The following is a 24,563-nucleotide window of genomic DNA, read 5'->3' as shown; positions in this document are numbered from 1 at the left end:
TGTCGGCAAAAAACATAGAAAAACAGCATTTCTATACCAAGCCCCTTATTTTTTTTGAATGATTAAAAGTTTAGGACAACTTATTATTTAGCTTACTTAGTTTTATCTGAGTAAGCACCTTTTTAGTATAAAGCGGAAAATCTGCGTTCAAGATCCAGCCAAAATACCCTGGTTCTTTCTCTAGAATATCGTGTACTTTTTTCCCTTTGTGTTTTCCGAAGGCAAATATTTCCTCGCCCTCCTTGTCCAATCCAATAAATCCGGCAAAATCTACCGATTGTTTTCTAGTGGTGAATTCAGATAATTTCTTAATATTATTTTCCAATTCCGGATAGCGCTCCAATTGAGACAACAATACCTCATAAGTAGCCAAAGTATCGGCTTCTGCACTATGGGCATCGATCAGGTTTTTATCGCAATAAAACTTATAGGCCGCTTCTAGGGTACGCTTTTCCATTTTGTGAAAGATTGTTTGCACATCTACAGACACCATATTTTTCATATCAAAATCTACCCCAGCGCGCAACATTTCTTCTGCCAAAAGAGGAATATCAAAACGATCAGAATTAAAGCCTCCCAGATCGCTATCCTTGACCATTTTATAGATCTCTTTGGAAAGTTCTTTAAAGGTCGGCTCATTAGCTACCTTTTCATTGCTTATTCCATGTATAGCGATTACCTCATCTGGTATTTGCATTTCCGGATTTACCAGCCAGGTTTTACTTTCTTTATTTCCGTTTGGAAAAATTTTCAGGATCGCTATTTCTACAATTCTATCTTTTACTACATTGGTACCAGTAGTTTCCAGATCGAAAAAACAAATAGGCTTTGTAAGGTTTAATTGCATAATTCAGGGCTTTTTTGCAAAGATAGGCTTTACCTAGATTTAGACTAAAGATTGACTCACTTTCTTGCCTTAAACAAAAATATAGGATATAAAAAAAGCCCCTTAAAACAGGGGCTTATATATTAGATATTAAAAACTTTAGGCTACACCTCACGGTTTACATCCCAAGCTTCCAAATAATCGGCTACTGCTTTTACAAACATACCCCCCAAGGCACCGTTCACCACTCTGTGGTCATAACTATGCGACAGGTACATTTTGCTTCTAATAGCGATAAAATCGCCTTCTTTTGTTTCTACCACGGAAGGCATTTTTCTGATTGCTCCCAAGGCAAGAATCCCCACCTGAGGCTGGTTAATAATTGGGGTACCAAAAACGCTGCCAAAGGTCCCTACATTGGTCACCGTATACGTACCGTCTTTTATTTCATCGGGTTTTAAGGCATTGTTTCTGGCTCTGTTGGCCAAATCGTTTACAGCCTTGGCCATCCCTACCAAATTTAACTGGTCTGCATTTTTAATCACCGGCACTATTAAATTGCCGTCCGGCAATGCCGCAGCCATCCCTATATTGATATTTTTTTTCTTTATGACGGTATCCCCATCCATAATAATATTCATCATGGGATACTTTTTGAGTGCCATGGCAACCGCTTCCAAAAAGATAGGGGTAAAAGTAAGTTTTTCACCTTCGCGCTTTTCAAAGGCAACCTTGGTCTTATTTCTCCAATTCACGAGATTGGTAACATCTACCTCTATAAAACTTTGCACATGGGCAGAGGTAGCAAGACTAGCGGTCATGTGATGAGCAATAAGTTTCCCCATCCTACTTAACGGAATAACCTCATCCCCAACAACTGTAGACTGCTTGGCAGCAATAGTATTCTCTTTCGCTGCAGCTGGTTTCTGCACAGGCCTATCTTCTCCTTTTTGAGCTACAACACCCCCTTCGACAGCTTTGTTAGGTTTCCCTTGCGCTATATAATCCAAAAGATCGTTTTTGGTCACTCGACCCTCACTACCGCTACCTGCAATAGCATCTAATTCGGCAACCGAAATCCCCTCTTTTTTGGCTATGTTCTTAACTAAGGGAGAATAAAACTTTTCTGTACGGCTAAAATCCATTGTATTTGCCGTTGCTGTTTCTTGGGCAGCGACTACCGTACTTTCTAATTCTGCTACTGTTTCTTCAGACACTTCTTCAGAAGAAGCATCCATTGCAGGTGTTGAGACATCGGCACCATCAATTTCAATTATAGCCACCGTTTGCCCTACCTTAATAACATCATCAACGGAAAATAATTTTTCTATCAAAACCCCATCTACCTCACTAGGAACTTCAGAATCGACCTTATCCGTGGCAATTTCAAAAATAGCTTCGTCCATTTCAATGGTATCGCCCACTTCTTTTAGCCAAGTGGTTAAAGTTGCCTCTGCAACACTTTCACCCATTTGCGGTAATTTTAATTCAAATTTTGACATATCCTTAATTAATGCTGTTTTATTGATTAATGTTTTGCGAAAATAACAAATAAAAAGCCTTACGGTTACTTTTTACTCATTTAATATCGCTATGTTTTAAAAGAATTTTCGAAGGGCACTCTATTTAGAATACTTCTTCCCAAAGTCACTTCATCCGCATATTCCAATTCATCGCCCACGGCAATTCCCCTAGCGATAGTAGAGGTCTTTACTGGCAATCCTTCCAATTGTTTATAGATATAAAAATTGGTAGTATCTCCTTCCATAGTAGAACTCAGCGCAAATATCAATTCCTTTATTTGGCCTTCTTTCACTTTATTGATCAGGGACCCAACGGTTAAATCGTGTGGACCAATACCTTCCATGGGTGAAATTTTCCCACCCAATACATGGTAATGTCCTTTAAACTGGTTGGTGTTTTCTATAGCCATCACATCGCGAATATCTTCTACCACACAAACTATCGTTTCATCGCGTTTTGGATTCGCACAAATTTCGCACAGTGCAACATCCGAAATGTTATGACAGTTCTTGCAAAATTTTATTTGATCTTTTAACGACACCAAAGCTCCTGCCAATCTTGTGGTTTGTTCTTTGGGCTGTTTTAATAAATGTAGTACCAACCGCAAGGCCGTACGTTTCCCTATACCAGGTAATTGGGATACCTCATAGACTGCGTTTTCTAATAATTTAGAAGAAAATTCCATACTTACAAAATTACAATTTTATACCATTTAATTCATAATTTCCCGTTGTAGTCTATTTTAATTTTGCAAATAGTTTGCTTAGAACAGCTTGCGTGGCCAACACCTGTACCAATTCCCCCAAAAGAAGGTCTATCCAGAATTGAAGAATCGTTCCGGAATATTTTAATATCCTAGTTTTTTGTACTTTTCCGCCCTGATACAACCAAATTATGACCGCTACCCATATCCTACTCCTTATCGGATGTTATTTCCTCATGCTTTTAGCGATTTCCTATTTTACGGGAAAAAACGATTCAAACGCTGATTTTTTCAAGGCGGGAAAACAATCCCCATGGTATTTGGTAGCCTTCGGTATGGTAGGCGCCTCCTTATCTGGCGTCACCTTCATTTCTGTTCCAGGATGGGTTGAAACCTCTCAATTTAGCTATATGCAGGTAGTTTTTGGGTACTTGGCAGGTTATGTCGTCATTGCCTATCTTTTACTGCCCCTTTACTACAAACTTAATGTCACTTCTATATATGAATATCTAGAAGGCCGTTTTGGCATTGTCAGCTATAAGACCGGGGCCTTTTTCTTTTTTATTTCGAGGGTTTTAGGCGCTTCTTTTAGATTATTTCTAGTTGCCATCGTACTACAACAGTTTGTTTTTGATGCTTGGAACGTTCCTTTTGAGTTAACCGTCACCCTATCTATTCTCCTTATATGGATCTATACTTTTAGGGGTGGTATAAAAACCATTGTTTGGACAGATACCTTGCAAACCTTGTTTATGTTAATTTCTGTAGGCCTCTCCATATATTTTATCAACCAAAAAATAGGATGGGATTTTAGTGAGTTCTTAGCTTCGGCAGAATTAAAACAGTACAGCAAAATACTATTTACGGACGATTTTTTTAATAAGACACACTTTATAAAATCATTTATAGGAGGTATGTTCATCACCATTTGCATGACTGGGTTGGACCAGGACATGATGCAAAAGAACCTTACCTGTAAAAGTTTAAAGGACGCCCAAAAAAACGTCTTGAGCTTTAGTGTGGTCCTTATAGTGGTTAACTTTGTTTTTTTATTATTGGGAGCCCTATTATTTATATATGCGGCAAAGAATTCTATTGCCATTCCCTTAATGGATGGCACTCCAAAACCCGATTTACTTTTCCCAGAGATTGCCTTAAACAGTGATTTAGGGATTATTGTGGCCATTACTTTTATGTTGGGTCTTATTGCGGCCGCCTATAGCAGTGCCGATAGCGCCCTTACGGCGTTGACTACTTCTTTTTGTGTCGACTTTTTAAATATTAACAAAAAGCCCGAAAACACACAAAAGTCCATCCGTAAAAAAACCCATATCGGCATGAGTGTCTTGCTGATTATTGTCATTGTCATATTTAAGCATGTGCTCGACAAGAATGTTATTGACGGTCTATTGACCGTTGCCACCTACACCTACGGCCCCTTGTTAGGACTCTTTAGCTTTGGGATTTTCACCAGGTATAATATTAAAGACCAATTTGCATGGGTCGTGGCATTGACTTCTGTAGTACTTATTGTTCTGATAGCGAACATTCCTAAAGAAGCTTTGGGTGGTTATGAAGTCGGATACGAACTACTGCCTTTAAACGGATTGATTACTTTTATAGGCCTTTGGTTTATCAGGAAAAAAGAATAAATACGAAATTTAATGAAGTCCTTTGATAGAGAAAATTGATGGCCCCCTTAAAAAACCTATTGGATAAGATTAACTGTCCCTTTCACAAGGTTGTTTTTAAAGGAAGCGTATGTCTCCTTGGACAAGACGGTTAACATATCAATTTTTAAATAGCAAAACATTGCCCGCGAACAAGATATGGTGACTTTTATGCTTCAACGACCTTTTGGTTTTACCGAATGTTAATTATGATGTTAAAGTCTGATTTCCTTGTAATTATACAATAAAACATCCGACCTTTATAGTGATTTAAAGACAGTTTCATTGATAAAGCTGTATGTTTTATGGTTAATGGTTAGTGTTTAGTATAGTTTATCAATGAAAGAAACCCGGAGTTAAAATTCCGGGTTTCACTTTTTTACCATCTGATGATAGCACTACCCCAAGTAAAGCCACTACCAAAGGCGGCCAATACCACCAAATCTCCCGATTTTAATTTACCCTGTTCCCAAGCCTCTGTAAGTGCTATTGGTATAGAGGCGGCAGTAGTATTACCGTATTTCATTATATTATTAAAAACCTGGTCGTCTTGCAGTCCAAATTTCTTTTGAATAAATTGAGAAATTCTAAGATTCGCCTGATGCGGCACCAACATATTAATATCCTGGGCCTGCAAGTTGTTTGCTTTTAGGCCTTCTATAATTACTTCACTAAAGCGTACGACGGCATTCTTAAAGACAAATTGACCGTTCATATATGGAAAGTAAGACTCATCATTAGGATCATTATCGGCGATAATATCATTGACCCAACGACTCCCCATGCCAGGCGCTATCAGCGCCAATTCCTCGGCATGTTGCCCTTCGGAATGCAGGTGTGTTGAAAGGATACCTGTGTTATTATCTTCGGTACGACTAAGGACTGCTGCTCCGGCCCCATCACCAAAAATCACAGATACTCCCCTTCCTCTTGTGGTCATGTCCAATCCGTGCGAGTGAAGTTCCGAACCAATCACAAGCACGTTTTTATACATACCTGTTTTTATAAATTGATCGGCTACCGATAGGCCATAAACGAATCCGGAACATTGGTTTCTAACATCCAAGGCCCCTACAGTTTTAATCCCCAAATCTCTTTGTACCAAAACGCCAGGTCCTGGAAAATAATAATCGGGACTTAAGGTAGCAAATACTATAAAATCGATATCGTCCTTATCAATCCCCGCGCGTTCTATGGCAATCTTGGCGGCTTTTACTCCCATGGAGGTAGTGGTATCCCCATCGCCTTTCACCACGTGCCTTCTTTCTTTTATCCCGGTTCGTTCCTGGATCCAAGCGTCATTTGTATCCATTATTTTGGATAAATCGTCGTTGGTGACGATATTCTCGGGAACATAGTACCCTAAGCCGGTTATTTTTGAATTGAACATTTCGTCTTCCTTTAGGTTTAGGGGCACAAGGCGCCCTTTGGTTATTGTAAAATCTAAAATATATATAAATTATACATCTAGAACTAAGATAATCGAAAATATACCAATCCCCAATTAAAAAAAGAATCTCCTTGACCAACATCAAGAACACCGATGATATCATCGGACATTAAACTTCTCCTACCATAATATCTAAGACACATCCACAAGCATTCGCTACTTCTCTAATGACAAAATTGACATTCGAAAAATAAACAATGCCAGTTTGTCACCTTGGGACACTATGGTATTTTTTTTGTCCATCAATACCCATAACTCTAAAAAACTATTGAAGTATGGCCACAGGCAAGATTAATGTTTCCGTTGAGAACATATTTCCGCTTATAAAAAAATTCCTTTACAGCGACCATGAGATTTTCCTCAGAGAGCTAGTGTCTAATGCTACCGATGCTACCTTAAAATTAAAACACCTTACTGCAATAGGTGAGGCCAAGGTAGAGTACGGCAACCCTATTATTGAGATAAAAGTAGACAAAGAAGGCAAAAAAATCCATGTAATTGACCAAGGTCTGGGAATGACCGAGGAAGAAGTTCAGAAGTACATTAACGAAGTAGCTTTTTCTGGCGCTGAAGAATTCTTGGACAAATACAAAGACTCTGCTAAGGACTCTGGTATTATCGGACATTTTGGTTTAGGTTTCTACTCTGCCTTTATGGTAGCTGAAAAGGTAGAAATCATTACTAAAAGTTTCAAGGACGAACCTGCAGCACACTGGACTTGCGATGGTTCTCCAAACTTCACTCTAGAAGCATCGGACAAAAAAGAGCGCGGTACAGAAATCATCCTTCATGTTGCCGAAGATTCTCTTGAGTTTTTAGAAGAGGCCAAAATTGGTGGACTTCTTGAGAAGTACAACAAGTTTATGCCTATTCCAATTAAATTTGGAACTAAGACGGAGACTTTACCGAAACCAGAAGATGCTAAGGAAGAAGATCCGGCACCTACTCAGGAAGTAGATAATATTATTAACAACCCTACTCCTGCCTGGACAAAACAACCAGCAGACTTAAAAGAGGAAGATTATAAAGGCTTCTACAGGGAATTGTACCCAATGCAGTTCGAGGATCCTTTATTCAATATCCACTTAAATGTAGATTATCCTTTTAACCTAACAGGTATTCTTTATTTCCCAAAATTAAGTCAAGATCTTAATGTTCAGAAAGACAGGATACAGTTATACCAAAATCAGGTTTTCGTAACAGATAATGTAGAGGGAATTGTTCCAGAATTCTTGACGATGTTAAGAGGAGTTATTGACTCTCCGGACATTCCATTAAACGTATCTCGTTCTTACTTACAGGCCGATGGTGCTGTAAAAAAGATATCATCCTATATTACCCGTAAGGTTGCCGATAAATTAAACTCTATCTTTAAAAACAACAGAGAAGATTTAGAAGCCAAATGGAACGACATTAAAATCGTTATTGAGTATGGAATGCTTTCTGAAGAAAAATTCTTTGAAAAAGCCGATAAATTTGCCCTTTACCCGACCGTAGATGGCGCTTTTTACACTTTTGAAGAATTACAGGAAAAATTAAAGCCTGCACATACGGACAAGGACAACAAGCTTGTAATCTTGTACGCCTCCAACAAAGAGGAACAACACAGTTATATCGAAGCTGCCAAAGCTAAAGGCCTAGAGGTATTGTTATTAGATTCTCCTATTATTTCGCATTTAATGCAAAAACTGGAGACTTCTAAAGAGAATATCTCTTTTGCTCGTGTAGATGCAGACCACTTAGATAACCTTATCAAGAAAGAAGATGCTCAAATCTCTAAGCTTTCTGACGAGGAGAAGGAAACCTTAAAAACCGATATTGAAACTGCTATCAACAACAAAAGCTATACTATTCAATTGGAAGCTATGGATAGCGACGCCTCTCCTTTCATGATTACAGAGCCAGAATTTTTGCGACGTATGAAAGAAATGCAACAAACCGGTGGTGGCGGAATGTTTGGAATGGGTAATATGCCAGAAATGTACAATCTGGTGATCAATACCAATCACGAACTAGTTTCAGAAATCCTGAATACCAAAACAGCTAAAAAGAAAGAACGATTAATCAATCAGTCTTTAGATTTGGCCCGTTTATCAAAAGGATTGCTAAAAGGTGAAGAACTTACCAATTTCATTAAACGCAGTTATGAAATGGTAAAATAAGATAGTACCGTATATAGTACTTGAAAAGAAATGAGGCTGTCTGAAAAGACAGCCTTATTTTGTCTTCATAATTTTGACCAATCATGAAAACTTCCAATTTATAAATTTATACGAGAAAAAGCTTTTGATATAAATAAATGTCCCATGCTATTTTGTATCGTATATACATACACCCCAATAATAGCTTCCGGCATGATGGAAGGCAGAAAAAAATGTTGGCCAATAACAGCTAAAGCTTACCTTTAAGGAAAAAGAATATGAGCTACCCATGGCATCTTTATCTTATGGCTTCTTTGTATATCCTTGCGGGAATGATGCATTTTATAAAGCCAAAAATGTATCTAAGGATAATGCCAAGGTATTTACCTCACCCCAAGATACTGGTTTCCTTAAGCGGTATTGCAGAAATACTAATAGGAATTGGCATGTGCTTTCCAGTAACACAACCACTTGCCATCTATGGAGTCATTGCTATGTTGAGCGTTTTTCTTTTAGTACATTTCTATATGCTAACTGGCAAAAAGGCCTCGGCCGGATTCCCTAAATGGATATTAGTGCTCAGGATCCCTCTTCAATTTGCTCTTATGTATTGGGCGTATTCGTACCTGTCCCCATAGAGTGTTTTAGAGTGAGAAATCGTCTGTCATTATTAAACAAAGCTTTATTACCTTTATACAATGAAAATTATCTCTACCAATATTGGCCCTATTACCACCATTGTCAGAAATGGACAGAAGGTACAAACGGGGATTTATAAACACCCTAGCACAACTCCCATTTACTTGGGAAATACTGATGTTTTAGATGATACGGTAGTTGACCGCGCTCATCACGGCGGAGTAAACAAAGCTTGTTATCTATTCTCCACGGACCAATACCCTTATTGGCAGAAGTTATATCCCCGCCTAGAATGGAATTGGGGAATGTTTGGTGAAAACCTCAGCATTGAAGGTTTTGATGATACTCAAATAAGAATAGGAGATATTTATCGGATTGGGACGGCTTTAGTACAAGTAACGCAGCCTAGAGAGCCTTGCTACAAACTTGGGGTTAGGTTTGAAGATGAGGCCATGGTACTACAATTTTTAGAACACGGCTATCCCGGCACCTACGTAAGAATTTTGGAAGAGGGTTATGTACAAAAGGGCGATGCTGTTGTCCTGATAGAAAGATCAGAAAATACCTTGACCGTTTCAGAGTGTTTAAGGATTATTCTTTCCAAGGACAAGGACCGCTTGCTACTTCAAAAAGCTATTGACAACCCTTCCTTTCCGGAATACAAGAAAGAGCGACTAAAAAAATATTTATAGAACGCCCTAAATTAGGATTACGGTGTGGGCTATGTATAAGTTTAACCAAGTAAAAATATAGCAAAAGAGAAGGTAGCAACACTCCCCACAATCGTCAGGGAAAACTGCCTTATTTATTTCACTATCATGAACGGACTTTTTTCACATCCCGAAAAACTGGATCTTCCAGACAGTGATATTACTTACTTTCCTAATTTTTTAACGAAAATGGAAGCGGACCAGTACTTTAACACATTGCTTGCCACCGTGCCATGGCAACAAGACCTGATTACCGTTTTTGGAAAAACCCATCCCCAGCCAAGGTTAACAGCCTTATATGGCAACAATGACAAGCTTTATTCCTATTCTAACATTACCATGTATCCCAACAGCTTTACGCCTCTTTTATCAGCCCTAAAAGACAAAGCCGACACAGTTGCCGGACTAAGTTTTACCAGTTGTTTATTAAACTTATACAGAACCGGCAAGGATAGTAATGGCTGGCATGCCGACAATGAAAAAGAATTGGGCCTACATCCTGTTATTGCTTCGATAAGTTTGGGAGAGGAACGATATTTTCATCTTAAACATAAAACTAAGGCGGCACAAAAACATAAAATACGCTTGCAGCATGGTAGCCTATTACTGATGAAGGGTGAAACCCAACAGCATTGGCTACATCAGATACCCAAAACCACCAAAGCCATTAAAGAGCGTATAAATTTGACCTTTAGGGTAATAAATTAAAAAAACCGACTCTAAAGAATCGATTTTTTTATCATTCACATCCAAAAAAAAGTTTTGCAATAGGCAAATCCTAGTGCTAGCTTAGACTTTAAAACATATCATTCAACACCTTTGCCAAACGGAGTCCACCCTTCTGTAACTGCTGCTCTACAACGGACCAATATTTATAACTGTATTGGTATCCTAATTTCTCACCCACCTTTACGGAACCGTACAATTCCTCTGCTAAGACATGAGATTCTTCCACCCAGTCCAATACATTGCCTTGTTGAATGGTTTTTATCTGTGCTTTAGAAAGCTTCGGCATATTATTGGCCAATTCCATATAGCTCATTCCATAACCATCGATCATATTGCTATCCCAGAGGCGATGAAGGTTTGTGCCTTTCCCAAACCATCTTACTTGAATATCGTTACCTCCTTTATCTTCCAATCGTCCAGCGTGCATCGGTTGATGTAAATCGCCCACCAGATGCACCAGCATTTTTAGGTAAAAGACCTTGTCTTCTTGGGTACTGTTTTTAGCCGTAACAATATCTATGCACTGCTGAATTCCGGTCACTATATCACCGGACTTACTAGGGGCAACCTCTGTATATTTTTTCCCTAAAGGATAGTTTACATAGTGCCAAGGACCGAATTTAGAAAAACTGCGATCTGACTTTATATCATCGCCAAAAGTAGCCACTAAGGCCAATCCTTGACCGTTTAATAATTTATCGATAGCTCTTTTGGCTTTACGCGATAAATGGTTCTGGGCAATTTCACCAATAGTCCTATGGCCCGTTTTGGACCATTCCATGTCATTGCCAAAAGAAAGCTGCACGACAAGAAAAAATAAAAAAAACACCTTCTTCATATGTAGATATTTATTGTTTTTTAACGGTTATATTTAATTCGCATAACCGAATTCGTATTTGCGACCAATTTTCGGTCGTGCTCAAGACATCACTATATGGTTTTTAATTCTTTCAGACTTAGATGATCATAAAGACCATGTAAAAACCTTGATAATTTTAATTGTATTACTGCTACCGACAGTAAGTTCTTATTAACTCACCCTGAGCGGACCAAAATTACCAAATAGTTTTTTAAGGTATTGTTAAGTCTTGCTCCTTTTTAATTTTTTAAATTACTATTGTAGTACCTAAATCATTCCAAGGATGCAAATACCTATTAAAAATCGCTTTTTAAAGTTCGGAACCCTATTTTTTTTAAGTTTTCTATTCGCTGGTTTCCTATTTTTCTTAAGCATTTACCTAGGAGCTTGGGGCAAAATCCCGAACAAAAAAGAACTATCTGATTTTAAATACCAGCGCGCATCCGAAGTTTATTCTGCCGATAGCGTCCTTATCGGGAAATTTTATTTATTTGATAGGCAGCCAATAGCCTACGAAGCTATTCCCCAACATTTATTACAGGCATTAATAGCGATAGAAGACGAACGTTTTTATGAGCATAAGGGGATAGACTATACCAGTTTAATGCGAGTAATGGTAAAATCGATTGCCCTACAGGACAAATCTTCTGGTGGTGGTAGTACCATTAGTCAACAGTTGGCCAAGAACATCTATCCTAGGGAAAAATCCGGGAAATTAAATTTAGCTGTTTCCAAATTAAAAGAAATGATAATCGCTAGGCGAATGGAAACTATTTATTCCAAAGAGGAAATTTTAACCCTTTACCTCAATACCGTTTCCTTTGGCGACAACACCTTTGGCATAGAAAGCGCTGCCTTAAAATTCTTTAACAAAACCGCCAATGCCCTAACGATAGAGGAAAGTGCCGTGCTCGTAGGCATGCTAAAAGCCACTTATGGTTATAATCCCAGGGTATTTCCAGAAAACAGCTTAAGCAGACGAAACCTAGTACTGCAATCTATGCAGCAAAACGATTTTATAACAGCTAAACAAAAAGACAGCCTTACCAGCCTACCTATACAGCTCAACTATAAGGGCTACGACCATAACGAAGGGATCGCCCCTTATTTTAGGGAAGAGGTGCGCCAACAGCTTTTGAGCTGGGCAAAGGCCCAAAAAGACAAGGGCGATTCTTATAACATCTATACGGACGGTCTTAGAGTTTACACCACCTTGGATTACAAGATGCAAGCTTTGGCCGAAGCCTCTATGGCCGACCACATGAAAACACTACAAGATAATTTTGAAAAAAGTTATGGTAAAAATGCCCCGTGGCTAAAAGACAAGCGACTGATAAAAAAGATCATCCACAATTCCCAAGCCTATAAACGTCTTAAAAAAAATGGCCTTTCGGAACAAGAAGCCTTGGAGCAGTTAAACCTTAAAAAAGAAATGGTCTTAGCAGACTGGGGCGTAGAAAAAAGTCAGCTTGCCAGTACTGTGGATAGTTTGCTACATTATACTAAATTTCTAAATACCGGATCTCTTTCTTTGGACCCATCATCCGGAGCCGTTAAAACCTGGATCGGGGGCGTTAACTTTAAATATTATAAATACGACCATATTTCACAAAGTAAGCGGCAGGTAGGTTCGGCTTTTAAACCTATTGTATATACGGCAGCCTTAGAAAAGGGCATTTCTCCTTGTACTTATTTCTCTGCCCAAGAAGTTGCCTATGAAAATATGGAAGGATGGTCGCCCAGTAACGCTGGCTCTAAAGACGAAACCTTTCTTAATTACTCTATGGAAGAAGCCCTGAGTAATTCGGTCAATACGGTTGCTGTAAAAGTATTAGAGAAAACCGGCATCGATTATGTCATTCAACAGGCAAAAAAGATGGGTATTAGCAGCGAATTACCTGCCCTTCCTTCTTTGGCCCTAGGTACCGCAGAATTAACTATCAACGAACTTGCCGGCTCCTATGCTAGTTATTTAAATCACGGGAAATCGGTAAAACCATTTATAATACAACAAATTGCGAATAACAAAGATTCTATCCTTGAAGTTTTTAATCCTATCGTTGCCAAAAAGAGGGCTTTTTCTGAAGAAAACGGTCAAATCATGATAGAAATGATGAAGGCTACCATTAATAGTGGTACTGCTTCTAGAATCCGATCTACCTATGGACTTAAAAATGATATGGCCGGAAAAACGGGAACCACCCAAAATAATAAGGATGCATGGTTTGTGGCCCTTACCCCACGATTAGTTCATATTACATGGGTAGGGTTAGACAATCATGAAATAGGTTTTAGAAGTACCCGTTTAGGCCAAGGGGCAAATGCTGCCTTGCCAATGTTCGCTACTTGGATGCAAAAACTCAATGCAGACAAATCCTTTGATTACATTACCAAGGCAAAATTTGATGCCCCGACCTCAGCTGTTCAACACATATTAAATTGCGAGCCCGTAAAACGAGATGGTTTCTTTAAAAGGCTTTTCAAAAATCCAAACAAGAAAAAAACAAAGAACTTTAAATCATAACATTACAGCTAATTAAAACTATTTTAATTTTGAAAGGGCGGTTAAATTTTATACTTTCATTGTAACATGACCAATTATGGCAAGCGTCTCAAAACGGTTGAATTACCTTTGAATCAGCTTTCCAAAATTGCTTTTTGGTTTAGGACGAAAAAGAGGCATAAGAAAGGGTTCGGTCCTGACACCTCTCTAGTTTTAGGCAAAAAGATATCGTTATAGTAACTATGAAACCTTCCTTTTAACCATGAGATTATTTACGGAAACACAGCGCTTTAACCAATGGTGGGTTCTCTTATTACTATGGGCAACCGTTGGTTTTTTGCTGTATGCCTTTTTTCAATGGTTTGTAATGGGTACTGCCGTTGGCAATGTAGCCAGCAATGATACCACAGGGCAGCTAATTCTTGTAATAACCCTTGTATTTACCCTAGTGCTTTTAATAGTGGTACAGCTAAAAACAGAAATAGATGAATTAGGCATTCATTTTCAATTCAGGCCTTTTCATTTTCGAAAAAAAACGATCCTCTGGGAGGAAATGGAAAGTTGTTCTGTTCGAAAATACAACCCGATTATGGAATACGGCGGATGGGGTTACCGCATTTCCCTAAAACACGGGAAGGCTTACAATGTACGTGGAAATATTGGCATACAAATCATTCATAAATCGGGCAAAAAAATTCTTTTGGGAACGCAAAAGGAGGCAGAGATACAAGAAATTATATCGCAGTGTATTAAAAAATATAAAAACACCTAAACTATTCCTCTACCCCTTTGGCCCCTATAAACTTCATCTTCTTATATAGGGCTATAATTTAGAATCCCTTGTTGTGTTTCATGAGCACTTTGAATTATTCTTACATTGAACAATAGCTCCATTTTGATATTTTTTCGCGTTAGGGACCGCGGCGGCATCCCCGCAGCGGAGCAAGGGATATAGCCAAGGGCCCGCCCGACGAAGGAGGGAACGCCCAAGCAATCATAAAATTGACCCTACCAATTGGAATACCCTTATCCCATATTACATTTTTGGACTACATATTAACTTGAGGCATCATATCTTTCTGCCACTACAATAAAGACTTTAGGAAGTCAAAAGCTTCAAAAACATAAGAAAAATAGTCAACGGCCTGATTTTAGTATTAAAGCCTGTTTAAATATTAGTGCTACCACCTTATTTTGCTATTTTTGAAAGCTATGAAATACTAATTTCTAAAAAAACAATCTTACAAATAGCAATTGAGAATACTTCTACAATGAAATACAAAATATTATGCTCAGATATTGATGGTACGCTTTTAACGACTAAAAGTGAAGTTTCTGACTTTACCATCTCGGAAATTACCCGTATTAAGAAGGAGACAAAAATAACCTTGGTTTCGGCAAGGATGCCTTCTTCTATGCACTATATTCAAAAGCAACTGGCCATTAACGAGCAACCTATAATTTGTTATAATGGCGCTTTGGTATTGGACAAGGACAACCAGGTAATCTCTTCGACCCTCATTGAAATGACATTTTTACATGAGCTGCATCAGTTATCGGAGCCCTTTGAAATTGATTTAGGGCTGTATTACCAAGACGAGTGGTACGTGCCTAGGAACTCTGTTAGGGTAGAACGAGAAATTCACCATACCCATGTAACGCCGAAAATAAGGGCTACTACTGATACGCTACAGGACTGGAGCAACAGGAGCATTGGAGCCCATAAAATTATGATGATGTGCACTAAGGAATCTGCCGATGCCATTCTCCCCATACTGGAGGAAAAAATGGGCGAGACACTCCATTTTTACAGATCTAACGACACGCTTATTGAGGTTTCCCCAAAGTCGGTATCGAAACTTTCGGCCATTGCTTCTTTGTTATCCCCAGAGGAGACCCTAAAAGATGTGGTAGCCTTTGGCGACAACTACAATGATATGGAAATGCTTATGCATGTGGGCTGTGGGGTTGCCGTTGGCAATGCCAGGGAAGAAGTGAAGGCCATTGCAGATTATGTGACCTTACCACATACTGAAAATGGGGTTGCCTTTTTTATCCAACAGAACCTTTCATAAAATCTACTTTAAAGACCATACAAATCTATCATTCATGACTGAACCTATAATTACCAACGATGCTGTCGTTTTTGGACTCCTAACCTTATGTTTAGGGTTTATTTTTTACACCTCCTCCATTAAAACGGGATTTTGGAGCAAATTCTACAATTTTGTCCCAGCAGTTTTAATGTGTTATTTATTACCCGCTATTTTGGCCAGTAGTGGACTTGTTTCGGATGATACTTCTAATTTATATTATATGGCCAGTAGGTATTTACTTCCTGCGGCTTTGGTATTAATGACCTTAAGCATAGATTTAAAAGCCATAAAAGACCTTGGTTCCAAGGCTTTGATAATGTTCTTCACCGGCTCGGTCGGTATTATCATAGGCGGACCTATTGCTATTTTAATAGTCTCTATTTTTTCTCCTGAGACTGTTGGCGGAAATGATTTTGATGCTATTTGGAGAGGTTTGTCTACCATTGCCGGGAGTTGGATTGGTGGCGGTGCCAACCAGGCTGCTATGTTAGAGATATACAACTACAATCCGGAGAAGTATGGCGGAATGGTACTGGTAGATATTGTCGTTGCCAACGTTTGGATGGCCATTATCTTACTAGGGGTCGGGAAGACAAAAAAAATAGATCGTTGGTTAAAGGCCGACACTTCGGCCATTGAAAAACTACGGATTAAGGTATCGGCTTTTTCAGAAAAAATCACTAGGGTCCCTACCCTAACGGATTATATGATGATGCTCTTTTTTGCTTTTTCTGCCGTTGGGGCGGCACATTTTTTCGGTGACTTTATAAGTTCTTTTTTAATTGGTACTTTTGACGCTGTCAGTAATAAAAAAAGCTTCTTATCCTTTTTAGGGTCTAATTTCTTTTGGCTAGTTGTCCTTGCCACTGTTGCCGGCATTGCCCTTTCCTTTACCAAGGCCAAGAACTATGAAGGTGCCGGAGCCAGTAAAATAGGAAGTGTCTTTATTTACCTATTGGTAGCAACCATTGGAATGAAAATGGATTTGAGCAAGGTATTTGAAAACCCTGGATTGATCCTTATTGGATTCATTTGGATTACCATACATGCAGTTTTGTTAATATTGGTCGCCAAATTAATCAAGGCCCCTTATTTTTTCCTGGCTGTTGGGAGCCAGGCTAATGTGGGCGGAGCAGCTTCTGCACCGGTCGTAGCCGCTGAGTTTCATCCTTCCCTGACCTCTGTAGGAGTTTTGTTGGCCGTATTTGGTTATGTGGTTGGAACAGGTGGTGCTATCCTTTGTACAATTCTTATGGAAATTGCATCAAAAGGTTAAAAATTCCATTAACTTTAATGATATTTGTATTGCTAAATTTAAACTATGAAGAAAATATTAATGGCTGCTGCCATAACCCTTTTTATAAGCTCGTGTGGAGGCAATGCCGAAAATACGATGACGGTATCGGGTAACGTAAAAGGACTAAAAAAAGGAACCTTGTATTTGCAACATGTACCAGACTCGACTTTGGTCAATATTGATTCTCTTTCGATTTCTGGGGATGGAAAATTCTCTTTTACCACTACTTTGGAAAGTCCGGAATTGTTTTACCTATACTTGGACAAGAAAGACAACAACGATATCAACGACCGAATCACTTTTTTTGGAGAACCAGGAAGTATCACCATAAACACTGCATGGAATACCTTTGATACCAATGCCAAAATTGAGGGATCTAAAACCCATGAAAAGTTAAAGGAATATCAAGCGGTAATGTCTAAATTCAACACCAAAAACTTAGATTATCTAAGAGCTAGTCTTGACCCTGCAAATCAGGCTAATACTGCTGTAATGGATTCTCTTCAAGATTTAAGCGATAAGAATGTTCGCAGGGGGTACTTATTTGCGCTTAATTTTGCGATGAACAATGTAGACTCTTATATAGCACCTTACATTGCAATAAAAGAAGTATCGGACGCCAATATTAAATACTTGGACTCCATCAACAAATCTTTAACTCCCGAAGTTGCCGAATCCAAATACGGGAAGGAATTAAAAAAATATGTAGAAGCCTCTAAGGCCCAAGCGAAACAATAAACAAAAAAAAGCATCCTGGAAAGGATGCTTTTTTTTAGACTTTATTTTAGGATTACCCTATTTTATTAAGTTGTTCGATTAAAGCACCAGCTTTGGTCTCTAATTCTTGTTTTACAACTTTAAGATGTGCTTTTCTGTTCTCAACATCTTTCTTGTTCACTTTTTCAATTAAGTCATCAAAGGTTGCTATCGCCTCATCTACAATTGCATTTGCTTCTGTAGAGTTTTCTTTATTTGCCGAAGCCTCAACTAGGTAAACAGCTTCGATGATATCTCCTAAAACGTAATTGATGTCCTTTTTTAAATTCTTTATACTTGCCATTGCTAATATTTTTATGCAAAAGTAATCATTTTCAGATTGTAACCTCTAAAAGTTTTGCTCCGCTTGATATTAATTTAATGAAATTGGAATTTGCAGGGATCAAAACTGTCTCTCCTTTATTAATTTTAGCACTGCCAAAATCGTTCTCTACAGTTGCGCTTCCCCCTACACACATATATATGGTAAAAGAATCTCGCGTTGTGATGTCCAATTCCAAATCTTCTGTTAGCTCCAAAAAGTTAGTGTTAAAATAAGGGCAGGCCACCATCTGATTAACAGTATCTTTTTCCACAGAGTACTTCACCTTAAAATCGTCCTTCTTTTCGTAGTCTACTGCATCCAGGGCCAATTCTGTATGAAGTTCCCTTAGGTTGCCGTCCTTATCTTTTCTGTTAAAATCGAACACTCTATAGGTAATATCGGAAGTCTGCTGAATTTCGGCCAATAGCACTCCGGCTCCGATGGCATGTATTTTACCAGTATTGATAAAAAAGGTATCTCCTTCTTTTACCGTTTCATAATTTAACAACTCTAAGAGCGTATCGTCTTCAATACTTTTGGCATATTCTTCCTTAGAAACGTCCTTATTGAAGCCTACGATAAGTTCTGCACCCTTATCGGCATCCATGATATACCACATTTCTGTTTTCCCAAAAGAATTATGGCGTTTTTTGGCTAGTTCATCATTTGGATGTAACTGAATAGAAAGATCTTGTTTGGCATCGATAAACTTTATAAGAATTGGAAATTCATTCCCAAAACGCTCAAACACACTTTTCCCCAATAATTCTTCCGGATACTCATTGATCAGTTTCTGCAAAGAAGTTCCTTGTAGGTCGCCATTGGCCACAACGGACACATCACCCTCCACTGCCGATAATTCCCAGCTTTCACCAGTAATATCATTCTCGATGGGCTTTCCTAGTACATCTTTTAATTTAGTACCGCCCCATAGGCGTTCTTTCAGTATAGGATTAAATTTTAATGGGTGTATTTTCATATTGAAATTAAATAGTAATGTATAAATTTATATTGATAGTAGTCCTTAGGGGTATAATTGTTAGGAATAGCCCTAGACCTCATCTTCTTAAAAAAATTAAGCTTCGGGACCCGTATAGGTAACAAAATTTCTAGGGGTCTCGTATAAAACTACTTCTAAGTCGTTTGATGCGTCTATAAAGGGTCTAAGCTTGTTCCATATAAAAACGGCTATATTTTCTGCGGTAGGGTTTACCGTTTTAAACTCTTCAATTTCTATATTCAGATTTTTATGGTCCAAGGAATCTTCGATTTCTGTTTTGATAAGATCCTTAAGAACTTTCATATCTATTACAAAGCCTGTTTCCGGATCTATTTTTCCGGTAACACTCACTATGAGTTCGTAGTTATGTCCGTGAAAATTGGGATTATTGCACAGGCCAAAAACCTCCTCATTCTTTTCAAAACTCCAATCGGGCCTAAACAGTCTATGCGCAGCATTAAAATGCGCTTTCCTACTCACCTTTACTCTCATATTGCAGTGCTATCCTGAGTTATATGGTCATAAAATTTCTCGAAGATAATTTTAAACCAAGCTGTATAAATTTCTGGAGATTTCTCCATGTCTTTCTTTATATCTACGGGTTTCATCCATTTCCAGGAGGCTACTTCTTCTGGATTAATATTGGGCTCCCCATTGTAATGGCCAATCATCACATGATCGTACTCATGTTCTGTAAGCCCGTTATCGAAAGGTGCTTTATAAATAAAAGACACAACCTCCTTTAAAGGCACTTCAAATCCCATTTCCTCAACCAACCTTCTTCTGCCTGCTTCAGTATTGCTTTCTCCCACTCTTTGGTGGCTGCAACAAGTATTTGTCCATAATAAGGGGGAATGGTATTTATGGGCGGCTCTTTGTTGTATCATTGTTTCTCCTTTGTCGTTCATAACAAAGACCGAAAAGGCCCTATGAAGTAAGGCTTTTTCATGGGCTTCCATTTTAGGCATCACCCCAATTTGTTCATCAAATTGATTTACCAAAATTACTTTTTCCTCTTCCATTTTGTAAAAATAAAATCTTTCCCCAATTATATGGGTTAAGGCTATCATAAATATTAATTCAGCTTAAAATGTTAGAATTTTATACTCTAAAAAAGTGCCCATGGGCATTTTTTCAGAGGAAAATTCCTTTTTTTTGGAAAGTAATACTATTTTTTGAGAATTGACATTTAATGATGCTCAGACTACCTAAACTAGGTAACATTAGTCTATATTTTCATTAAAAACAACTGCTGTTCCCCTTCTCGGGAGGTGTCGCGGTATTTTGAAGGTCCTAAAAAGAATTGTATTAGAAAAACCGAGGTGATTTTAAATTCCCGAGTTTTTTAATAAGGTCGTATCTCAAGATTATTTCGAAAGAGCCGTCATTAAAAGTAGCCCTACCCAAGGCTGTAGTTTCTTTATCGTATCCCATCCCGATCAGGAATTCGCTGGATAGCTGAAAGCCAATCATGGCACTAACAGCAGCATTCCAACGGTATCCTGCGCCTACTATAAACTTCTCGTTATACATGAAATTAGCCGATACATCTATTTGCAAGGGCGCCCCTTGTACAACCTTTGACAAGACGGTAGGTTTAAATTTTAGAGTCTCGTTAATATCAAAAACGTAGCCTGTTATCAGGTAAAAATTCATTTGCTCCTTTGCCGTTGATAGGTTTTCCCCGTCAAAATGTGTCGTTTGCAAAAATCTGGGCACCGACACCCCCAAATAATATTTTTCGGTATGATAATATACCCCAGCCCCTATATTGGGAGCAAATTTATTTTTTATATCCTGTTGCAGGCTAGGATCTTGCCCGCCTGGATTATTTTGGTCCTGATTAAGCTCGGAAAAGCGGATGTCCAACAAATGAGCACTGGCTTTTAGCCCGAAACTAACGCGCCCCGTTGTTGATGTAAAAATAGTATAGGAGAAATCCGTATCAAAATAGGTTTCCGAGGTTGGCCCAATCTGATCATTTACTATAGAAACTCCCAATCCTACTCCTCTATACCCTATTGGGGAATGGACATTTAATGTTTGAGTTTTGGGTGCTCCTTCTAAGCCCACCCATTGGGAGCGGTGCAGCGCGGCAATACTCATATGACCGCGAGAACCTGCATATCCGGGATTTACGCTAACGGTATTATACATATATTGAGTATACTGCGAATCTTGCTGAGCCTGAACTTTTAATCCAAGAAACAAAACCATGACCGTCATTCCAATAGTTAACAGCTTATAGGCTGATATGGTATTTAAAAAGTTTAGCATTTATTATCTATTTATGTAAATATATCCCGTAAGGGTGGTCATTTTCCCATCGGCAGTTTTGGCGTAATTCAATATATAGAAATAGGTGCCTACCGGTAATTTATTATCCCTTGCTACGGTCACCCTTCCTTCGGAGGTGCCATCAAAATAATTGGAGCTATTGTTATACCCTCTGGTTCCATACACCAAAACGCCCCATCTATTGTATACTTTTATGGTGTTATTTGGATAATTCTCAATCCCTTTAATGGTCAATACATCATGTATCCCGTCATTATTGGGTGTAATTATGTTGAAGACTTCGAGCTCGTCTTCTAAAACAATCAGATCAGAATCTAAATAATTTGGAATACCATCCCCGTCAAAATCATCATTGGCAAAATTCCTGTCTCCATTGGTATCTTCATCCTGTGTTAAAATTCCATCTCCATCGTCATCAGGATCTCTATAGTCTACCTCGTCATCGCCGTCTGTATCGGGAAGATCATTTATCGGATCGTCAATTTCGTCGTTCACATCTATATCTATTAAAACAGCACCCTCATAACCATCATCTAGACCGTCATTATCCTTATCGGAGCCAATAATTACCACATCCGGAATACCGTCATGGTTGTGATCGTGGCCTTCTATATAATCGGGCACCCCATCCTCATCACTATCGTCATCCAGGTAGTCGGGTATACCGTCTCCATCCGTATCTATAGGAAACAGTCCTAAATTCCCATCTTGTTCATAGGCATCGTCCAGACCATTATTGTTGGCATCTATACCACTAGGGGGAATATATCCTAATGTTGTCTGTGCTTCTACATTATCGGGTATACCATCGTTATCACTATCGATATCCAAATAATCGGGAATACCATCGCCATCGGTATCTGTCGGATTTGTAGAAGGGTCGTTATCTCCATCTAAATTTAAATCCTCAAAACTATCCAGAATACCGTCGTTATCACTATCGATATCAACCACGTCCTTGGCATTTACCATTACTTGTACTTTAGCGTTGCTACACTTTAAATTAGCATCACATATGGTATAGGTAAATTCGTCTGGCCCCACATAATCCAAATTCGGGGTATAGGTAAAATCGTCATCGGTAAGGTCGTTAGGGGTCCCGTTATCGTTTATAAGCACGGTACCGTTTACCGGGATTGTGGTTACTATTGTACCCGTCACTGGAATATCGTTATCGTTTGCCAGAATATTAATATTCATAGGCTCGTTTTCCCAAGTAACTATGGTATCATCGAAAGCATCTACAATTGGCAAAACAGTTACATCAACGGTAGCCGTACTACAATCTCCAAGGATATTACAAACGGTATAGGTAAAGGAAGTGTTTCCATTAAAATTAGGATTTGGCGTAAAGGTAACAAGGTCATCGGTCGGATTATTCGGTGTTCCATTATCATCAATGCTTATGTTGCCATTAAACGGATTAGAGACCGTAAGCATTCCATTATCGGGTAAATTTAGGTCATTATCAAAAATGGGGATCACCACCGACTCATCTTCATTGACTACTATAAGATCATTCAGAAGGTCACTGGATTGGTACATACATACCACGGTAAAATTGGGCAGATTTGTATCGCAGCCAGCTTTGGTAAGGGTGGCCGTATATTTTTCTACGTTCGTAGTTGCCGTAACTACGGGCCGTAATTGATCGCCACTGACAGCGGGAGTCCAACTCACCGTGGCGCCTCCGCCAACACTTGACGAAATATCGAGGGTTACTTCATTATTGGGAGAATTACAATCGGTTACTATAAAGTATCCACTGGCATTAGCGCCACAAAGTGTCCCGTCATAGGTTGCAAAATAAATACCTGGTTGGGTCACCTCATAAAAGAAGTCGGTTCCCAAAACAGTATTGGTGTCTGTGGCCTCGTACCATTTGTAGTTATGTTCATCGCTACTATGAGGTGCCTGAAGCAAAAACTGCGCGTATGCCCCATGACCCCCTAGTAATGTACTTACTAGAGCAACAAAAAGAATTTTATATTTAGTGCTTGTTTTCAAACCTTTATTCTGTGTTTGTTGTTTCCTCTAATTATTTTACTACAAAAACTACGTTGATAAGGGAATTATAATCTGTTGGTGATGCAATAACATCATAGGTCATTACTCCAAATTCATCTACACTTACATTTGCAAATACAGTATTATCATAATAAGTAACATAGTAATACAAGTCTGTATTAGCATAAGTTGGTATGGCTGCTGGCGCTAAATTACTTGATACCATAGGCGATCCAAACTGGGCAATATATTGAGAATGTAAATTAATGGTTCTTCCTGTTCCTGTTGAAGAGGCGTCCACCGCAATGGAAGGCGGATAAAATATATTTGGCCGTACATTATTAACAACATATGGATTTGCACTGCTTCCATCTCCGGTGACACTAATATCATTACCAGCTGTCATTATTGTTTCAGTTCCGTCCGCAGTGGGAACCGTAACCGTATTTCCACCGGTGATACTCAATTGATCTCCAGCAATGCTCAAAGTTTGCTCATCCGTATTGTCCATATACCCGCTTAGATCTACCTGGTTACCTCCTGTTGCAGGATTGGTAAGGTTTAAAATATTAGCTGCTAAATTTAAATCTGTAAGCTCATTGGTTGAACTGTTGTCATTGTTAGCGGGGAAGTTTACGGAAAGATCAAAATCGTTCACTGTTCTAGTCACAGTCACAGACGCATCAGCAGAAGCAACGTTTTGAATCTCGTTGGTAGGATCACTGTCCGCATCGTTTACATTTAGGACAAGGGTATTCCCATTCTCTATGGTAATGTTGCCAGCCGCACCTGTTGTGGATATCACCTGATCATCGGTTCCACTATCGTTCAATGAAGAAAGATCTACAGTCGTTGTTCCACCGGCATCAATGATATTAAGGTTCGTACCTGTTAAATTAGCACTGGTAATCAGTTCATTTGTTGGATCTGCATCGGCATCGCGAAAATCGATGGTGGTATTCCCTCCTCTTTCCAAGGCTATATTAACGGATTCATTTGCGGTGACAACAGCACTACTGATATTTTGGTT

21 protein-coding genes and 1 pseudogene are annotated in these 24,563 nt (G+C 38.8%); 10 read left to right on the top strand and 12 right to left on the bottom strand.

Annotated features, from left to right (window positions below; translation table 11 throughout):
* Positions 1-70: 70 nt before the first annotated feature.
* The 3 genes from BUA16_RS11105 to recR all read right to left on the bottom strand — a co-directional run bounded on the left by BUA16_RS11105 (position 71) and on the right by recR (position 3,035).
* Positions 71-847 carry a 3'-5' exonuclease gene (locus BUA16_RS11105; protein ID WP_072764823.1) on the bottom strand — a complete coding sequence of 259 codons (777 nt, stop codon included), beginning with the start codon at positions 845-847 and terminating at the stop codon, positions 71-73.
* 143 nt (positions 848-990) lie between these two features.
* Positions 991-2,328: a dihydrolipoamide acetyltransferase family protein gene (locus BUA16_RS11100; protein ID WP_072764822.1), complete on the bottom strand. Its 1,338-nt coding sequence runs from the start codon at positions 2,326-2,328 to the stop codon at positions 991-993.
* Between the two features lie 89 nt (positions 2,329-2,417).
* The gene (gene recR, locus BUA16_RS11095; RefSeq protein ID WP_072764821.1) at positions 2,418-3,035 is read right to left on the bottom strand and encodes a recombination mediator RecR; all 618 of its coding nucleotides are present in this window, start codon (positions 3,033-3,035) and stop codon (positions 2,418-2,420) included.
* 209 nt (positions 3,036-3,244) lie between these two features.
* Between recR and BUA16_RS11090 the strand changes: the two genes are divergently transcribed.
* Positions 3,245-4,705, top strand: coding sequence for a sodium:solute symporter (locus tag BUA16_RS11090; RefSeq protein ID WP_072764820.1), 1,461 nt, complete (start codon positions 3,245-3,247; stop codon positions 4,703-4,705).
* Positions 4,706-5,102: 397 nt separating this feature from the next.
* Here BUA16_RS11090 and BUA16_RS11085 read toward each other — a convergent pair whose 3' ends face one another.
* Entirely contained in the window at positions 5,103-6,113 is a 1,011-nt protein-coding gene (locus tag BUA16_RS11085; protein WP_072764873.1) for a 3-oxoacyl-ACP synthase III family protein, read from the bottom strand.
* Between the two features lie 335 nt (positions 6,114-6,448).
* Here BUA16_RS11085 and htpG point away from each other — a divergent pair, with 335 nt between their 5' ends.
* The 4 genes from htpG to BUA16_RS11065 all read left to right on the top strand — a co-directional run bounded on the left by htpG (position 6,449) and on the right by BUA16_RS11065 (position 10,371).
* Positions 6,449-8,335, top strand: coding sequence for a molecular chaperone HtpG (htpG, locus tag BUA16_RS11080; protein ID WP_072764819.1), 1,887 nt, complete (start codon positions 6,449-6,451; stop codon positions 8,333-8,335).
* 257 nt (positions 8,336-8,592) lie between these two features.
* Positions 8,593-8,952, top strand: a complete 360-nt coding sequence (locus BUA16_RS11075; RefSeq protein ID WP_072764818.1) for a DoxX family protein — start codon at positions 8,593-8,595, stop codon at positions 8,950-8,952.
* A 60-nt stretch (positions 8,953-9,012) separates the two neighbouring features.
* Positions 9,013-9,645, top strand: coding sequence for an MOSC domain-containing protein (locus BUA16_RS11070; protein WP_072764817.1), 633 nt, complete (start codon positions 9,013-9,015; stop codon positions 9,643-9,645).
* Between the two features lie 126 nt (positions 9,646-9,771).
* Entirely contained in the window at positions 9,772-10,371 is a 600-nt protein-coding gene (locus BUA16_RS11065; RefSeq protein ID WP_072764816.1) for an alpha-ketoglutarate-dependent dioxygenase AlkB family protein, read from the top strand.
* An 88-nt stretch (positions 10,372-10,459) separates the two neighbouring features.
* Here BUA16_RS11065 and BUA16_RS11060 read toward each other — a convergent pair whose 3' ends face one another.
* Entirely contained in the window at positions 10,460-11,230 is a 771-nt protein-coding gene (locus BUA16_RS11060; RefSeq protein ID WP_072764815.1) for a S1/P1 nuclease, read from the bottom strand.
* 304 nt (positions 11,231-11,534) lie between these two features.
* On the opposite strand from BUA16_RS11060, the gene BUA16_RS11055 reads away from it, so the two are divergent.
* The 5 genes from BUA16_RS11055 to BUA16_RS11035 all read left to right on the top strand — a co-directional run bounded on the left by BUA16_RS11055 (position 11,535) and on the right by BUA16_RS11035 (position 17,885).
* Positions 11,535-13,775, top strand: coding sequence for a transglycosylase domain-containing protein (locus BUA16_RS11055; protein WP_072764814.1), 2,241 nt, complete (start codon positions 11,535-11,537; stop codon positions 13,773-13,775).
* Positions 13,776-14,016: 241 nt separating this feature from the next.
* Positions 14,017-14,526, top strand: coding sequence for a hypothetical protein (locus tag BUA16_RS18975; protein ID WP_072764813.1), 510 nt, complete (start codon positions 14,017-14,019; stop codon positions 14,524-14,526).
* A gap of 499 nt (positions 14,527-15,025) precedes the next feature.
* Entirely contained in the window at positions 15,026-15,829 is an 804-nt protein-coding gene (locus tag BUA16_RS11045; RefSeq protein ID WP_072764872.1) for a Cof-type HAD-IIB family hydrolase, read from the top strand.
* A 34-nt stretch (positions 15,830-15,863) separates the two neighbouring features.
* On the top strand, positions 15,864-17,126 hold the full coding sequence (locus BUA16_RS11040; RefSeq protein ID WP_072764812.1) for a DUF819 family protein: 1,263 nt from the start codon (positions 15,864-15,866) through the stop codon (positions 17,124-17,126).
* 45 nt (positions 17,127-17,171) lie between these two features.
* Positions 17,172-17,885, top strand: a complete 714-nt coding sequence (locus BUA16_RS11035) for a DUF4369 domain-containing protein (protein WP_072764811.1) — start codon at positions 17,172-17,174, stop codon at positions 17,883-17,885.
* Between the two features lie 52 nt (positions 17,886-17,937).
* Here BUA16_RS11035 and BUA16_RS11030 read toward each other — a convergent pair whose 3' ends face one another.
* From BUA16_RS11030 to BUA16_RS18670, 7 genes and pseudogenes are all read right to left on the bottom strand, one after another.
* On the bottom strand, positions 17,938-18,207 hold the full coding sequence (locus tag BUA16_RS11030) for a hypothetical protein (RefSeq protein WP_072764810.1): 270 nt from the start codon (positions 18,205-18,207) through the stop codon (positions 17,938-17,940).
* A gap of 31 nt (positions 18,208-18,238) precedes the next feature.
* Positions 18,239-19,201, bottom strand: a complete 963-nt coding sequence (locus BUA16_RS11025) for a type I phosphomannose isomerase catalytic subunit (protein ID WP_072764871.1) — start codon at positions 19,199-19,201, stop codon at positions 18,239-18,241.
* Positions 19,202-19,303: 102 nt separating this feature from the next.
* Positions 19,304-19,720: a 6-pyruvoyl trahydropterin synthase family protein gene (locus BUA16_RS11020; RefSeq protein ID WP_072764809.1), complete on the bottom strand. Its 417-nt coding sequence runs from the start codon at positions 19,718-19,720 to the stop codon at positions 19,304-19,306.
* Complete coding sequence (gene idi, locus BUA16_RS11015; protein ID WP_084668488.1) at positions 19,717-20,250, bottom strand: isopentenyl-diphosphate Delta-isomerase; 534 nt, start codon at positions 20,248-20,250, stop codon at positions 19,717-19,719. The genes BUA16_RS11020 and idi overlap by 4 nt, the downstream gene beginning before the upstream one ends.
* Before the next feature lie 286 nt (positions 20,251-20,536).
* Positions 20,537-21,454, bottom strand: coding sequence for a PorP/SprF family type IX secretion system membrane protein (locus BUA16_RS11010; protein ID WP_072764870.1), 918 nt, complete (start codon positions 21,452-21,454; stop codon positions 20,537-20,539).
* 54 nt (positions 21,455-21,508) lie between these two features.
* Positions 21,509-23,533: a T9SS type B sorting domain-containing protein gene (locus BUA16_RS11005; protein WP_072764807.1), complete on the bottom strand. Its 2,025-nt coding sequence runs from the start codon at positions 23,531-23,533 to the stop codon at positions 21,509-21,511.
* A 31-nt stretch (positions 23,534-23,564) separates the two neighbouring features.
* Positions 23,565-24,563, bottom strand: a pseudogene (locus BUA16_RS18670) (hypothetical protein); the annotation flags it as partial.

It is taken from the genome of Arenibacter nanhaiticus (assembly GCF_900141935.1).
Classification (GTDB): Bacteria; Bacteroidota; Bacteroidia; order Flavobacteriales; family Flavobacteriaceae; genus Arenibacter; species Arenibacter nanhaiticus.
The sequence above is the reverse complement of the archived record's forward strand: the minus strand, read 5'-3'. Positions and strand labels throughout refer to the sequence as shown.

Bases quoted from the DNA above. Each gene is read 5' to 3' on its own strand.
- BUA16_RS11105 (WP_072764823.1), bottom strand. From the start codon at position 847: ATGCAATTAAACCTTACAAAGCCTATTTGTTTTTTCGATCTGGAAACT.
- BUA16_RS11100 (WP_072764822.1), bottom strand. From the start codon at position 2,328: ATGTCAAAATTTGAATTAAAATTACCGCAAATGGGTGAAAGTGTTGCA.
- recR (WP_072764821.1), bottom strand. From the start codon at position 3,035: ATGGAATTTTCTTCTAAATTATTAGAAAACGCAGTCTATGAGGTATCC.
- BUA16_RS11090 (WP_072764820.1), top strand. From the start codon at position 3,245: ATGACCGCTACCCATATCCTACTCCTTATCGGATGTTATTTCCTCATG.
- BUA16_RS11085 (WP_072764873.1), bottom strand. From the start codon at position 6,113: ATGTTCAATTCAAAAATAACCGGCTTAGGGTACTATGTTCCCGAGAAT.
- htpG (WP_072764819.1), top strand. From the start codon at position 6,449: ATGGCCACAGGCAAGATTAATGTTTCCGTTGAGAACATATTTCCGCTT.
- BUA16_RS11075 (WP_072764818.1), top strand. From the start codon at position 8,593: ATGAGCTACCCATGGCATCTTTATCTTATGGCTTCTTTGTATATCCTT.
- BUA16_RS11070 (WP_072764817.1), top strand. From the start codon at position 9,013: ATGAAAATTATCTCTACCAATATTGGCCCTATTACCACCATTGTCAGA.
- BUA16_RS11065 (WP_072764816.1), top strand. From the start codon at position 9,772: ATGAACGGACTTTTTTCACATCCCGAAAAACTGGATCTTCCAGACAGT.
- BUA16_RS11060 (WP_072764815.1), bottom strand. From the start codon at position 11,230: ATGAAGAAGGTGTTTTTTTTATTTTTTCTTGTCGTGCAGCTTTCTTTT.
- BUA16_RS11055 (WP_072764814.1), top strand. From the start codon at position 11,535: ATGCAAATACCTATTAAAAATCGCTTTTTAAAGTTCGGAACCCTATTT.
- BUA16_RS18975 (WP_072764813.1), top strand. From the start codon at position 14,017: ATGAGATTATTTACGGAAACACAGCGCTTTAACCAATGGTGGGTTCTC.
- BUA16_RS11045 (WP_072764872.1), top strand. From the start codon at position 15,026: ATGAAATACAAAATATTATGCTCAGATATTGATGGTACGCTTTTAACG.
- BUA16_RS11040 (WP_072764812.1), top strand. From the start codon at position 15,864: ATGACTGAACCTATAATTACCAACGATGCTGTCGTTTTTGGACTCCTA.
- BUA16_RS11035 (WP_072764811.1), top strand. From the start codon at position 17,172: ATGAAGAAAATATTAATGGCTGCTGCCATAACCCTTTTTATAAGCTCG.
- BUA16_RS11030 (WP_072764810.1), bottom strand. From the start codon at position 18,207: ATGGCAAGTATAAAGAATTTAAAAAAGGACATCAATTACGTTTTAGGA.
- BUA16_RS11020 (WP_072764809.1), bottom strand. From the start codon at position 19,720: ATGAGAGTAAAGGTGAGTAGGAAAGCGCATTTTAATGCTGCGCATAGA.
- idi (WP_084668488.1), bottom strand. From the start codon at position 20,250: ATGGAAGAGGAAAAAGTAATTTTGGTAAATCAATTTGATGAACAAATT.
- BUA16_RS11010 (WP_072764870.1), bottom strand. From the start codon at position 21,454: ATGACGGTCATGGTTTTGTTTCTTGGATTAAAAGTTCAGGCTCAGCAA.